Below are 13,663 nucleotides of genomic sequence, written 5' to 3'. Positions count from 1 at the left end.
GATAGATCAAGCCTGCTTCTGTTCGCCCTGGTCGTACAGTGCTTGTTCGAGAGCCTGTACGGCTTGGGTGTATCGTTCGATGCTGCCGAAAATACCGCGCCGGATTTGCGTCTTGCTGCCGAACTGGTCGAAAGGCGGCAATTCCAGCACCTTGGCATCCTCGAGATCCTGTACGCCGTGGTCGGCAAACTTCTCGAGCAGTGCTTCGAGTACGGCTCGGGCTTGTTCTCCGTACTGGCCAAACACATTGCGCTTCTTGACGTTGTTGGCGCGCTCGCTACGGGTCAGCGGCCTCTGGTCGAATGCGACGTGGGCAACGAGATCGAAGACATCGAGTTCCGCGCCGTTGGGCACGGCCTGTTGCAGGACGTCCAGCGGCACGCCGTGGTCGGTCAGTTCTTCCAGCACGACCAGCTTGCGCTCGGCGCTGTTCCAGCGGCGCAGGAAATCGGTGAGGCTACCAAACTCCGATTGCAAGGCCTTCTTAATTTCGTCCTTCAGCAGGACGCGGTAATCTTCGGTGATGAGCTTACCGTCGGCGTCGAGGTACTGCGAACGCTCGACGGCGACGCGTACATTTACGTCGTCGATCACGTACTTAACGCGACCTTCTCCGCCACCACCCGTATTGCCATCGGGGAGCGTGTCATCGCCGCCTATCAGGTCAGGGCGATAGGACGGCGGTTCGAGTTCCCCTATGCTAGGCACTTCAGTGACATCCGGCGGCACCACTGGGTCATCAGGCTTGGGCTCGTAAATCACCACCGGTTCGCCGTCGAAGTCTGGGTCAGCGAACAAACGCGTGGCACCCTTGAAGTCCATGATCGTGAAGTAGAGTTTCTGGTAGTCCTCGCGCAGCCGTGTGCCGCGGCCGATGATCTGCTTGAACTCAGTCATCGAGTTGATATTTTGATCCAGTACGATGAGCTTGCAGGTTTTGGCATCCACCCCCGTAGTGAGCAGCTTAGACGTGGTGGCAATGACCGGATAAGGCTCGTCGTTGTCGATAAAGTAGGAAAGCTGGGACTTCCCTTCGTTATCGTCACCGGTGATGCGCATCACGTAGCGTCGGTTGCTGGCCGCAGCTGGGATGATCTTCACCAGCTCCTGCCGCATGCGCTCGGCGTGGTCCTGGTCGTCGCAAAAGACGATGCTCTTTGCCATCGGGTCTGTAGATCTTAGGTATTCCCAGACCTTGCTGGCCACCAAGCGGGTGCGCTTTTCCAGCACTAGGTTGCGGTCAAAATCCTTGGTGTTGTAAAGGCGCTGCTCGACCGCCTGGCCGAGCTTATCGATCTTGCCCTTTTCAGGCGTATAGCCCACGGCATCGACGTCGGTGGCAATGCGGATGACCTTGTAGGGCGCGAGGAAGCCATCCTCGATGCCTTGCTTGAGCGAGTACGTATAGACGGGGGCGCCAAAGTAAGTAGTGTTGCTGGCCTCCTTGGTTTCCTTAGGCGTAGCGGTCAGGCCGAGGTGAGTGGCGCTGCTGAAATAGTCGAGCACGTCACGCCAGGCCGAATCATCGGCGGCGCTGCCACGGTGGCATTCATCGATCACCACGAGGTCGAAAAAATCCGCAGGGAATTGGCGGTAGATCTGCTTCCATTCCTCTCTGCCCGTCACGGCTTGGTAGAGCGCCAGATAGATCTCGTAGTTCTTCTTGACCTCGCGATTGGTGACCTTGTGCATCACCTCGCCAAACGGGGCGAAGTCCTGCTGCATCGTCTGGTCGACGAGGATGTTGCGGTCAGCCAGAAACAGGATGCGCTTCTTGGCTTTGGCTTTCCACAGTCGCCAGATGATCTGGAAGGCCGTGTACGTTTTGCCAGTGCCGGTGGCCATGACCAGCAGTACCCGTTGCTGGCCCTTGGCGATGGCTTCAATGGTGCGGTTGATTGCGACACGCTGGTAGTAGCGTGGCTCCTTGCCGCTGCCATCGGTGTAGAAGGGCTGTTCGACCAGCTTGGCGGCGACGGCATCGACAAGGCCTTTCCATTGCTTGTAAAGCGGCCACAAGTCGTCCAGTGACGGAAATTCTGTGAGCGCGAGTTCGCGCTCGACGGGTTGCGTCAGGCCTGTGCGGTCATGCAGCAGGAAGCCATCGCCATTGCTGCTAATCGCAAAGGGCGCATCCAACATCTCGGCATAGGCCAAGGATTGCTGCATCCCATGCCCCAAAGAATACTTGGCCTGCTTGGCTTCAACGATGGCAATTGGGACGTTAGGGCGGGCGTAGAGAACGTAGTCGGCCCGCTTAGGGCCGCCTTTGGCGTCGGGATTTTTGATACGCGCAGCGAGCTTTCCGCGCACCATCACACGGCCATCGGTGAGTGCCACCTCCTCACGAAACTGGTCCTGCCGCCACCCGGCCGCCCGAATGGCAGGGGTAATGAACTTGGTGCAAATATCTCGTTCGCTTAGCTCGTGCTTATCCACCCGGTTCTCCCCTCGTTCTGCCGCTGACTACCTCCTTGGCTTGAAAATGCCTCGATCAATCATTCGTCGCGGTGGTGTCCACATCCGGTGCATATTCCAGAATATCGGCGACATTGCACTGGTAGTGCCTACAGATGGCATTGAGAGTCTCTAGGTCAATGCGCGCCGAAGTCTCGCGATAGAGACTTGTGACCGTGTTACGCGACAAGCCAGTTGAACGAAGCAAGTCGACGATCTTTTCCTTGTTCTCGCCCATCAGGCGCGACAGATGAATTCGAATCACTTACGCACCAGGACGAATGGGATCAGAAGGGCAACGAAATCATCAACTAAGCGACGATTTTAATTATGAAGTCTAGCATACCCGGTTGGAACTGACCGTACTACTCGATCACTACTACCGTTCGTGATTTCGCGCCGTGTGCAGGCTTGTCCTCGCATGCCCGGACATGTGGTCACTGTCTCGCCTAGGTTAGCGAATTTCCTCCCAAGGCTAAACTCGCGTGGTGAGCTGCATTTCAAGAGGCTGTACGGATGCGCCTCCTGAACGGCCGACTCCAAGTAGAAAATGACGCACGGCGGGAAGGGCTCGCCGGCCGTGCCGCGCACCAGCATTCGGGCAACAGGTCTAGCGACGGCGCCAGAAGTTCTTGATGAAGTTCCAGATGCGCTGACCAGGCGACTGTGTTTGAGAGCGGCGCTGCTTCTCGCGTTCGGCAAAGTACGCCCTTCGGCGCTGGTGCTCGCGGCGTCGGCCGGCCTGGACCTGCGCCTCCGTCCAGTCACCATGCCACTCGACTCCCCCTCGCCAGATCCAGTAGTGGGACCGGCAGGGCTGCTGCCAATTGCCTACGGAAGGACTCAGGCTCGGGCCGTTGCTCGTCTCTTCTAGCTTCCACTCGGTGGGCCCGAGCGGCGTGCGGATCTTTGCCCCACAGCCGCAGGCGCACAGATGAGCGGCAGTGCCGAACTCTTCTGAAGCGTACAGCACGCCCGGCTCGAGGACCTTCGGCATGTAATGGACGCGCTCGAGGCGCAGTTGCTCAATCTTCGGCATTGGATGCAATCTTCAAATCTCGGATGTCGAAGAGAAAGTTGTTTCCCTGGACGTCGTCCACGTAGAAACCACGCAACTGCTTGAACCGGATTACGGCAATGGCAGCGTTCAAGGCGTTGAGCTCGGCGATCTGGATGTTGGTCCTATATACATCCTCGGGCGCGTCCTGCGTCTCCGCGTAGCCCGAAGCTAGAATGTCGGCCGCTTTCTCCGGAGCAAAGTAAGTCGTGCGCAGCATCCCCTTGATTGGGCCCTGCTTCGATAGCGATGGTCCCATGCCCACGTCGATGAAAGGGATGCCTCTCTCGATGAGCATGCGGAAGACCTCGGCGCGCGCTGAACCTTTATCCACACAGACGAAGGCGAACGTCACGCTGTCGAGTTCGCTGGCTGAAGCGCTGTCCAGCAGCTTCGGCTGCAGCACCAACCCGTGGCGGAAGTTGCCGTAGCGGTCCGCGTACACCTCAGCCTTGGACTTGCCGAGCTCGCTCGCGACTAGGCGACCTGGCGAGCGGAAGGCGTTGTGGACATGGAACGGGTCGAGGTCGAAGGCCCGAACCTCCTTGACCGGCGTCTTGACGATGTAGTCGAGTACGAAGCTGCCGGTCCCGCCAAGCCCGATGATGGCAACGATTTCATCAGCGAACCTGCGCGAGAGCTCGGTGATCTCAGCGCGGCTCGTGAGCGTGTCCTGGAACTTGAAAACAGAAGGCTCCTGCTCGGTCTCGACGATCCTGAACGTGTATGGAGTCACGTTGTGGCGCGACATGGCCGGTCCGGCGATAAGCGCCGCGTAGCTCTCGATCTTGTCGAAGAAGTTCTCGAATTTGCCCGTCGAGCGGGGCTTGTTTGAGAAGGAGCGCTGCACAACCACGTCTTCAGAGTTCTTGCTCAAGGCGAACGTATGCGAACCGCCGGCAAGATTCTGGACGGGCGTCCCATCCATGTTGTGCGGCACACCGCCGCTGAAGTAGACCTGGTGGTCGTCCTGGACGACGCGCACCTCGTCGACGAAGACCAGCTTCGCGACGAATGCGGCCCAGTGCAGCGATCCGGCAGCATCGAGATACGGGATGTCACGCACGATCAGGTGCGGGCCGTCGAACGCCACGGCGTAGCCCTTCTCGACCAGGCGCTGAAGGTCCTCGTTATGATTGACCAGTTTCTGAAACACTGAACACCATCCCTTCTTTAACCTTCACCGACTCACCCGGCGACAAGATACCCTCCGGTTTATGGCCCTCGCCGCGCGTGTACTTGACTGCGTAGCTGATGCCAGAATTCGGCGAGTAGTCAGGCACCTCCAACGTGACGACCTGGGCATACGAGATCTCCTCGTTCTTGGGCCACTGATGCGGAGTGCCTTCGACAATGATCGTGACGGTTTGCGGCTCGTGAGCCATTACAGCCTCCTTTTAAGCTTTATGCAGGCTGATTCAACGCGCTGATGCCAGTTATCGTACGGGCATATTCGTAGATCTCTGCAACAACCGAAGCTAGGTGATGGCTGGTATCAAAGGCAATCCACTGGGTGGAACTACCCTTGATCTTGTGCTCGCTGCACTGCTTGATCATTTCATCACCCCAGCTAAACCCTTCCTTCGCGTATTGCGGCGACGTCACGATAAAGTGTGCCAGGGCCCACATCTGCCCGCCCTTGGGGCCGATCCTCATCGAATGTCCACGAACGATGAAAAACTCGTTCCCAACCGTGTATCGGATCTTGCCGTTAGTGTCAGGCGACATTGCGTCGCTCGACCTCGGACTACGTACACCGTAATCACCGAAAACCACCCGCACTCCCGGGGTCGACGGAAGCAACGTCTTCCACAAGATCATTTCGCCCCGTTGGAGAAAAGCTGCGGAATTATGCTTTTTGACCGCCTCGTTGATACTTGTAGGCATTGAAGAGCCTGCGATCACGACCTGGACAAAGCCGCGAATACGCAGGAACTCGAGAGCTGAGGAAACATCCGGCAATAAATCAGCGATAGGCAGGTTCCGAATATCGCCAAGATCAATCAGTACGGGAAGGTTCTTCGCGACCAAACCGCACTCATCCAGCACATCGCCAAGCATGTCATCAAACATGGTCGGATCGGACATGTCCTCGAGATCTTCAGTCTCGAGGCGCAGCAATGCCTTGCCGCCGTTCATCGCTAACACGTGGCCGATCGCGGCCCGGTACTCGCTGTTCGACCAGCGGTCCATACCCACAACGGCATGAAAATTCATGCCGTGCGCATGCAGCTCGCCACAGAAATACGTATAAACATGCTCCCCGCTCTCAACTTTATCGGCAGGACCAAAAGTGAACATGTCAACGAACAGCGGACGATCGTTGTGCGCATCGGCAAGTTTTCCGGCCACATCGCTCAGGTAGTCCTGGAGCGACTTAGGCTTTTTGGAGGTTTGCGGCGGTTGCTTTTGGACGTCGAGCAACGGCATCACTGATCGGGCAACGCGATCGTGCATGTGTCGCAAGGCATCGAACTCCCCGTCTTTCGCTCGGAGGATAGGCACATAAGTAAGCAATTTATACTCCCTGACCCAATCGATTCGCGAATAACCGTTTAACCTGATCGTAGCCGACCACGTCATTGAAGAGCTGAAAATTGTTCAGCTCACGCCGCAGCCGACCCGCGATCACAGCCGGACTGATTTTTAATTCCCGGGCAAGCGCATCTATGTTTTCCTTGCTCGGCGCCATGAAGGCGTCACTTCTTTTCCAGGTTACGCGCGGGATAAATGCCTCACGAGCAAGCCTATTTGCCTCAACCTCTCTCCGATCCTCGCTTGAGGCATCCAAGTCATCAAGGAACGTCTCATCTTGGCTAACGTGCTTCCATAGATGAGCAACTTCGTGCAGTAACGTGAACCAAAAGTTGTCCAAACGATCTTGACGGAGTGTCATTGCCACGATCGGTGTTCCGTCATTATCTTTCAAAGCGGCGCCGTCCAAAGCCGTACCCTTCAACTGCGGCTCCATTACGACCACGATTCCGTGCTTCTCCAGAAATTCAACGGCCAGCAACGGGCCCTGCTCGAACCAGCTCAATTGCGCGATCTCGCGAAGAAACTCGGCCGAAAACACTTCTGGCGAAAAAGAGCGTGCAGGATTCTTTGCAGCTCTGGCCTTCTGGATCACACGCGCAAGCCAGGCATGCAGGGCATACTTCGTCGTCGGAGAATAAGCGTGTCCGCCTATTGTTCTACGAAACGCTGTCGCTCCAAACTGGAGTCCAACGTCCGCGATGAAGTTTTTTACCAATTCATCCGCACTCTTTGTCGTCTTCGAGGACAGCTTCGACAGCCAACCCCGAGCCACCATCTCTTTGACCGGAAATTTCGACCAATCAACTGAATCTTCCGATTTCTCTTCATTGACCGACGCGAGGCCGATCAGCGTGTCAGCGGAGATCCCGAGACCGATCGACAACGCGCGAATCATCGGAACTGTTAGCGGACGCTTTCTTCCGAGAACCTCCGAAACTCGGCTTCGCGTGCCGAAGTACGGCACCAGATCAGACTGTTTGAGTCCGCGCTCTTGCATACGAAACAAAATCGCATCAACAGGATCCGGTGCTTCGACCGGGTAACGGTGCGCCTCGTAGTCGTCAACCAGCACCGACAATAACTCCAGCCGCTCTGCATCCTGACTGCCGCGCTCCGGATGCTGCCGCATCAACCAGTGCACCTGTTCCAGATAGTCTCGATACTGCTCGTCCGACCTAATAACCTTCACTTCGCTCATGATGCTGCTCGTTCCATGCCTACCACCAGCGCAATCTCCTGCGGGAAATGCACAGCAAGTTCGATGTTCCACACGGCTGCCCCCACGCGAAAGATGAATGTGTCCGCCCCTGTAGCCGTCGCGCGCGGAAACTGCGCGAGCAGTTCCGCCGCGTCCTTCCAATGCGCCGACATCAACTCCGAAATCCAGCTTCGCAGCCAGAGTTGGGCGTCCTTGTCCAAAGCAACCTGAAGCTTGTCTTTACCGAGTAGCCGCATGTCTGTTCCCAAGTTGGGAACACTATAGCGCCAACACAGCCCGCTGTAAAGTTCCCAAATTGGGATTTCCTATCGCTGGCGAATCGGCAACGTGCCGGGGTGGGAGCCGAGGGGGCTAGTTGTGTTCTATGGGTTGCGCCATCGAGCGTGAGCTCTTCATGAGCTCAGCTGACTTTGCCTAAACTGGACAGCGATTCCAGAAACTTTCAATCACATATCACCTTCCTGATCCCGGCCGCCCTGGCCGCTCCGTCCGCGCAGCCACGCACGGGCGCACTACGCTCAGGAGTTCACGTGAATCCCACCATCCTTATTTCCATTGTCCTCACGGTCGTACTTGTCGTCATGTTCGCGATCGGGCTGTACTCGCTCAACAAGATGAATCGTCCGCGCCCCGCTCCCCCTGCGCCCGCAGCCCCTGCCGCCGCTTCCACGGCCCCTAAGCACCCCGTAGAAGCCGCGGGCGCATCGTTCACGCCTGGCGAGACGATCGAATGGGATGCTAACGCCCACCGGCACGAACACTGCGCACACCCGACCTCCAGCCATCGCGACGATTTACGCGACGCGTCGGAGCCCTTGAGCCAACGCCCATCGCCCGACGCCCAGAACACCGATGACTTGGAACATGAGTTGCATGAAGCACTGGCACGCGAAACGCATGACGCGTCTGCGTCGTTCGACTCAGCATCGCGCGTCAACTATGCGGAAACCACGTCGCCTTCATCCGGTTCGATGTCGCGTTGTCCCCAATGCCGCTCTTCACGCATCGACACGTTCAACCGTGCGCGCAAGGCGGGCAGCACCATCGGCAGCGTTGCAGGGGCGACGGGCGGCATGACTGCGGCGCTCGCGGGAGCGGAAACCGGTGCGGTAGCCGGTGCCGTCCTGGGGCCGGTCGGCTCCCTCTTCGGCGGCCTCGCGGGTGCCGTGATCGCAGGACTGCTCGGCAGTGCCGCCGGATGTGCCGCCGGTTCCGCTGTCGGCGCGGCGATCGACGACAACGTGCTCGACAACAATGTATGTCTCTCCTGCGGCCACACATTCAGCGCAGCTCGCTCGTAAGCGACGCTCGTCGCGCACGGGTTCCGCTGAACTGACTTCAGCCCTGCCCTCCCGTTTCCATTTCTCTTGCTTCGATTTCCCCGCTTCTCCCATCGTGCCCGGCTTGCTGCCGGGCTTTATGCCGTTTACAAGGAGCTATTCATGCATCTCGTTCAATCCATGGCCTACGCCGGGGCCGAACCATGGCACGGCCTGGGCAACAATCTCGCCCCAAAACAACCGCTCGAAGTCTGGGCTCGTGCTGCCGGTATGGACTGGCGCATTGAGGAGGCCGAAGTGCGCTTTGTTGCCGCTGGCAACCGGAATCTCGGGTCGATCCACGCCTTTCCCGAACAAAAGGTTCTTTTTCGCTCGGACACCAAAGCGCCGCTCTCGGTCGTATCCGCCCGCTATCAGGTCGTGCAACCTTCCGAGATCCTGGAGTTTTACCGCGACCTCACGGAAGTCGGCGGCTACGAGCTGGAGACAGCTGGCGTGCTTAAGGAAGGCAAAAAGCTCTGGGCGCTTGCAAGGACCGGGCAGTCCGCCACGCTCAAGGGGCGCGATACCGTCAACGGCTATCTGCTGCTGGCGACAGCCTGCGATGGCTCGCTTGCCACGACCGCGCAGTTCACCAGCGTGCGCGTCGTGTGCAACAACACGCTCGCCATTGCGCTGGGCGATGGCACATGCGCCGTGAAGGTTCCGCACCGCTCGCAGTTCGATGCGCAGGCGGTGAAGCGCCAGCTCGGTATTGCCGTTTCGTCCTGGGACTCCTTCATGGTTCGTATGAAGGCACTGTCGGAATGCAAGGTCAACGATGCCGGCGCGGAGAAGTTCCTGCGGCGCGTTCTCACGTATTCCCCGGCAGCCACCCCGGACCGGGACGCGCTCTCCGTGAACGAGCGCGCGATAAAGGCTGTCGGCCAGCTCTATACCGGTCGCGGCAAGGGAGCCGATCTGGCGTCCGCATCGGGCACCGCATGGGGATTGCTGAATGCGGTAACGGAGTACACGGACCATCATCGCCGCGCGCGTAGCGAGGATCACCGCCTCGATGCCGCCTGGTTTGGTGCGGGCGCAACAATTAAGCAGCGTGCCTGGGACGAAGCCATGAAGCTCGTCGCCTGAATCCATGTCCATGACGTCATACGGCCCGGCCGGGATCTACCCCGCCGGGCCTTTCTCTTTCTGGAGACAGCAAATGGCTTTGGCAGATCTGGCCAGACGCGGCAGGAATCACCCTGCGCTTCGGCTCGTCGAAACGAAGGACCTCTCTCGTGAAGACTGGCTTGAGGTGAGGAAATCTGGGATCGGAGGGTCGGATGCGGCAGCTGCCGTGGGCCTGCACCCGTATCAAAGCGCGCTCGAATTGTGGCTCATCAAGACCGGTCGCGACGCGAGTCTTCCTCTGCCCAATCCCGACGATACGACCGAGCCGGTTTACTGGGGGACGTTGCTCGAGCCGATAGTCGCGGCGAGCTACACCAAACAAACCGGCAACCGCGTGCGGCGCGTCAATGCCGTGCTCCGGCATCGGTCAATTCCGTGGATGCTCGCCAACATTGACCGTGAAGTCGTAGGTTCTCGGGATGTGCAGCTGCTGGAATGCAAGACGGCGGGAGAATTCGGTGCACGGCTCTGGCGTGACGGGGTACCGGAATATGTGCAGATCCAGGCACAGCACCAGCTCGCGGTGACGGGCAGACAGGCGGCGGATGTCGCCTTACTGCTCTGTGGCCAGAAACTCGAAGTGCATCGCGTCGAGCGCGACGACGCGCTGATCGCCCGACTGATCGAACTCGAATCGGATTTCTGGAGGCACGTCGAAACCGACACCCCGCCAGCAGCCGACGGTTCGGATTCCGCGGATCGCGCGCTGCGCTGCCTGTATCCGGGCACAGGCGGCACCGTCGATTTCACAAACGATCGGAAACTGTCGGCGATGTTTGCCGATCTCGTAGCCGTGCGGACCGACATCGAGTCACGCCAGCAGGTCGAGAGCCAGCTGCGGCAGACCATCGTACAGGCCATGGGCGAGGCCGACCGGGCGGAATTCGCGACGGGTTCCGTTTCGTACCGGCGCAGCAGGGACAGTGCCGCCGTCGATCTGAAACAGCTACTCGCCGACCACCCCGGGCTTGACTCGCAGTACGCGGTCACGAAGCCGGGCTCACGGCGGTTCCTCGTGAACAGCTGACCGCCCCCACTGCGCGCCCCCGCCGCCCATTCCTCTTCCTACCTATACAGGAGAAGTCCCATGCTCAAAGGTCTCGCCATTACGCCGCCCATCATCGGGCGAATCTCAATAGGTCGCGTCGTCGAAAGGCAAGGCAAGCGCCTTCCCGAAAAAGACGACGCTTTCACAATCACTACGCAAATCCAGCAGCGTGGCGAATGGGTGCTCCATCCACTGCACGAATCGCTGCGCAAGCAGAGCACCGGCAAGCTGCGCGCCATTCCCGTTCGCTTCCTCTTCAACGATCCCGACCTGAACTTGCGCGCCGAGTACTCATGCTTCGACCGCGAGACGGGCCGCCCCGTCTGCGTCGGAGACGGTGAGACCTGCCGGCGCGCGGGGGACGCCGGTATCGAGGAACTCCCCTGTCCGTCACCGGACGGTTGCGCGTTCGGCCAGGCGGGCGCGTGCAAGCCCTATGGCCGACTGAACGCGCTGATCGGCGACGAAGACGAGATGGGCTCGTTCATCTTCCGCACCACGTCGTATAACTCGATTCGTACGCTTGCCGCGCGACTGCACTACTTCGCCGCGGTTTCGGGCAACCTGCTCGCGTGCCTACCACTGGAACTGAAACTGCGAGGCAAGTCCACGACGCAAAGCTACAGATCGGCGATCTACTACGTGGACCTGGCCGTACGCGCCGGCAGCACGCTTGAAGACGCCATTGTGCAGGCGCGCGAACTCGATGCGCGGCGCAAGGCGGCCGGATTCGATCAGCAGGCGCTCGATACCGCCGCGCACGCCGGCTTCAGTAATGGTGCATTCGAGGAGAGTATCGAGGATGGTGGCGCAGTCGTCGACGAGTTCTATTCCGGATCAACAACTGGCGAATTGGAGGATCGCCCTGCCGCCGGGACTGAAACACCGCAAGCGTCACGTCCATCGCTGCGTGACAAGCTCGACCGGAAGGCAACGCTTCTGAGGAGCGCTGCGGCATGAGGGCAACATCCCGTCTGCCGCTCGCGCTGGCGATCGGCGCAACGGGTACCTCGCTCTGCCTGGCGGTTCTGGCAGGACTGCAGCGCGGCGCCACACTGTCCGAGCGGGTCGCGTGGGTTGCGATTGGCGTGGTACTCGTCGTCAGCGCCCATCTGCTGCCCGCCCTGGTCCGTGGCGAGCCGCCCGTCGTGCGAGCGACAGGTACCCTTCTATGGTTCGCGTGCATGACGACGGCAGGCTACGGTCACGTCACGTTTTTTGTGCTAGCGCAACAGCATGCGGGAGAACGGCGAGCGGCGGCAGTGGTCGTTCCCTCGTCCGCGCGGGTGCGCAGCCTGACGGTTGTGATGGCCGAGCGCACAACGCTCACCCGGCAGCTGGCGTGGATCGACCTCGCGCACTGTTCCCGCGACTGCACAAAGCTTGATGCACGTCGCCGGCCCCTGGCTGCGAGGCTCGACGCGCTGAACGCCGAGGCCGATGACGTAGGACGCATCGAGGGGGAGCGTGACCGGGCCAGGGCGCAACGCGATGCATTACTCGGCGATCCGGTCACGGCACGACTCGCCGCGCTACTGGGCGTGACTGCCGCGCGTGTAGATCTGCAGTCAGGACTGGCGTTCGCCGCAGTACTCGAAGGCGTGGCGTGCCTGCTGTGGGTCGTCGCGCTTCGTCCGTCACGGTTGCCGGTCGTCGTCCCAGCCGTGACGGACGCGGCACCGGTAACCACCGCGCCGGTCGTGGACGCGCCTGACGCGACTCCCCCAGTCGCGACAGGAGTCACAGCGAGTCACGTCGGGGCGGCCGTCAGTCACGATGCGGCGACTGGGCGTCGCGCCATCGTGGCGCGCGACCGCCCGCACCGTGACGATCCCGTTACGCCGTTACCGGACGGCGCACCGCCTGGTGCTGCCGGCGGTGAACTCGTGCAGCTCGCCCGGGCCGTCGCGGCCGGTCACGTCCGCCCGACCGTGGCCGACATCCGCCGGCATCTCGGTTGTTCCCAGGCACGGGCGAGCGCGCTACGCCGACAACTCGCCGGGCGCAACGCCACGGCATAAACGCCAGGTCTCGTGCCCGGCGTTTTCTTTTCCGACAAACCCACCCAGCGGAGCGGTATGGAAGCGACCACCAATCTCGTCAAAAGTATCAGCGTCACCAATCTCACCAACCAGCGGACCGCCGTCGTCGAACGCGTGCGCGCCGCACTCGACCTGCTTCACGAAGCCGAACAGCTTGCGAAAGCCGCGCATCTCGGCTTCCCGCGACTCGTGCTTGATGACGCTTATGCCTGTCGTGGCAGGCCAACCGTTACAGGGGAATATGCAAAACGCGACGAGGCTCAAGACGCCATCACGCGCGTGATCGACGTGGGTGGCTGGACCTATCTGATGGACGAGTCGGGCCTGCGCACCTTCATGGACGCACAGGCCCGTGACCAGTGGAACCGCCAGCTTTCCGATGGCGACGTACCCGAACTCACCGCCGCTAATATCGAAGCCACATTCACGCAGCTCTACGGCTCGCGTGGCGACATGTTCGAAGGCGGCGTGCTCCAGTGCTTCCGGCGTCTGTCGTGGAACTACAAAACGAATCAGCCGTTCAGGTTCGGAAAACGCATCATCGTGAAGTACCTGCTCTCGCAGGGCAGCACAAATCACCGCGTCACCGATGAGCTGGACGACCTGATCCGCGCGTTCTGCGTGCTTGACGGCAAGCCGGAGCCGGATCACCGGCATGGCGCGTATTGCCTCATCTCGGAAGCCCGGCAATCGCGGCAGACGGAAGCTGGGAATGACTGGTTCCACCTGAGGTGGTTCAAGAACGGCAACGGGCACCTGACCTTCGCGCGCCCCGATCTGGTCGAGAAGATGAACCTGATCCTCGCAAAGCACTATCCGAACGCTCTCGCCTCAGAAGCACGCTGATCC

General features: G+C 60.1%; 14 protein-coding genes. 6 read left to right on the top strand and 8 right to left on the bottom strand.

Annotation, left to right across the window (positions count from 1 at the left end; translation table 11 throughout):
- Nucleotides 1–6 precede the first annotated feature (6 nt).
- The 8 genes from hsdR to CUJ90_RS00885 form a co-directional block, all read right to left on the bottom strand.
- Nucleotides 7–2,439 carry an EcoAI/FtnUII family type I restriction enzme subunit R gene (hsdR, locus tag CUJ90_RS00920; RefSeq protein ID WP_114161752.1) on the bottom strand — a complete coding sequence of 811 codons (2,433 nt, stop codon included), beginning with the start codon at nucleotides 2,437–2,439 and terminating at the stop codon, nucleotides 7–9.
- A gap of 55 nt (nucleotides 2,440–2,494) precedes the next feature.
- Nucleotides 2,495–2,722, bottom strand: a complete 228-nt coding sequence (locus CUJ90_RS00915) for a helix-turn-helix domain-containing protein (RefSeq protein ID WP_114161751.1) — start codon at nucleotides 2,720–2,722, stop codon at nucleotides 2,495–2,497.
- A gap of 345 nt (nucleotides 2,723–3,067) precedes the next feature.
- The gene (locus tag CUJ90_RS00910) at nucleotides 3,068–3,496 is read right to left on the bottom strand and encodes a ubiquitination-like system serine protease family protein (RefSeq protein WP_114161750.1); all 429 of its coding nucleotides are present in this window, start codon (nucleotides 3,494–3,496) and stop codon (nucleotides 3,068–3,070) included.
- Nucleotides 3,483–4,670, bottom strand: coding sequence for a ThiF family adenylyltransferase (locus CUJ90_RS00905; RefSeq protein WP_114161749.1), 1,188 nt, complete (start codon nucleotides 4,668–4,670; stop codon nucleotides 3,483–3,485). The genes CUJ90_RS00910 and CUJ90_RS00905 overlap by 14 nt, the downstream gene beginning before the upstream one ends.
- Nucleotides 4,645–4,899 (bottom strand): multiubiquitin domain-containing protein, encoded by a 255-nt coding sequence (locus tag CUJ90_RS00900; protein ID WP_114161748.1) that lies wholly within the window; start codon nucleotides 4,897–4,899, stop codon nucleotides 4,645–4,647. The genes CUJ90_RS00905 and CUJ90_RS00900 overlap by 26 nt, the downstream gene beginning before the upstream one ends.
- A gap of 19 nt (nucleotides 4,900–4,918) precedes the next feature.
- Complete coding sequence (locus CUJ90_RS00895; protein ID WP_244220034.1) at nucleotides 4,919–5,971, bottom strand: beta family protein; 1,053 nt, start codon at nucleotides 5,969–5,971, stop codon at nucleotides 4,919–4,921.
- Nucleotides 5,972–6,032: 61 nt separating this feature from the next.
- The gene (locus CUJ90_RS00890) at nucleotides 6,033–7,250 is read right to left on the bottom strand and encodes an ImmA/IrrE family metallo-endopeptidase (RefSeq protein ID WP_114161746.1); all 1,218 of its coding nucleotides are present in this window, start codon (nucleotides 7,248–7,250) and stop codon (nucleotides 6,033–6,035) included.
- Complete coding sequence (locus CUJ90_RS00885; RefSeq protein ID WP_114161745.1) at nucleotides 7,247–7,507, bottom strand: type II toxin-antitoxin system HigB family toxin; 261 nt, start codon at nucleotides 7,505–7,507, stop codon at nucleotides 7,247–7,249. Before CUJ90_RS00885 ends, CUJ90_RS00890 begins: the two co-directional genes overlap by 4 nt.
- 294 nt (nucleotides 7,508–7,801) lie before the next feature.
- Here CUJ90_RS00885 and CUJ90_RS33120 point away from each other — a divergent pair, with 294 nt between their 5' ends.
- From CUJ90_RS33120 to CUJ90_RS00855, 6 genes are all read left to right on the top strand, one after another.
- Nucleotides 7,802–8,572: a glycine zipper 2TM domain-containing protein gene (locus CUJ90_RS33120; protein ID WP_244219949.1), complete on the top strand. Its 771-nt coding sequence runs from the start codon at nucleotides 7,802–7,804 to the stop codon at nucleotides 8,570–8,572.
- A 141-nt stretch (nucleotides 8,573–8,713) separates the two neighbouring features.
- Nucleotides 8,714–9,682: a DUF932 domain-containing protein gene (locus tag CUJ90_RS00875; RefSeq protein ID WP_114161744.1), complete on the top strand. Its 969-nt coding sequence runs from the start codon at nucleotides 8,714–8,716 to the stop codon at nucleotides 9,680–9,682.
- Nucleotides 9,683–9,755: 73 nt separating this feature from the next.
- A complete protein-coding gene (locus CUJ90_RS00870; protein WP_114161743.1) occupies nucleotides 9,756–10,751 on the top strand; it encodes a YqaJ viral recombinase family nuclease in 996 nt (331 codons plus the stop codon).
- A gap of 60 nt (nucleotides 10,752–10,811) precedes the next feature.
- The gene (locus tag CUJ90_RS00865) at nucleotides 10,812–11,732 is read left to right on the top strand and encodes a recombination directionality factor (RefSeq protein ID WP_114161742.1); all 921 of its coding nucleotides are present in this window, start codon (nucleotides 10,812–10,814) and stop codon (nucleotides 11,730–11,732) included.
- A complete protein-coding gene (locus tag CUJ90_RS00860; RefSeq protein WP_114161741.1) occupies nucleotides 11,729–12,793 on the top strand; it encodes a hypothetical protein in 1,065 nt (354 codons plus the stop codon). Before CUJ90_RS00865 ends, CUJ90_RS00860 begins: the two co-directional genes overlap by 4 nt.
- 57 nt (nucleotides 12,794–12,850) lie before the next feature.
- Nucleotides 12,851–13,660 (top strand): DUF4942 domain-containing protein, encoded by an 810-nt coding sequence (locus CUJ90_RS00855; protein WP_114161740.1) that lies wholly within the window; start codon nucleotides 12,851–12,853, stop codon nucleotides 13,658–13,660.
- Nucleotides 13,661–13,663 lie beyond the last annotated feature (3 nt).

Origin of the sequence: Paraburkholderia terricola, from assembly GCF_003330825.1 — a bacterium.
In the GTDB taxonomy this organism is placed as follows: Bacteria; Pseudomonadota; Gammaproteobacteria; order Burkholderiales; family Burkholderiaceae; genus Paraburkholderia; species Paraburkholderia terricola.
This window is presented reverse-complemented; position numbering and strand designations above follow the sequence as displayed.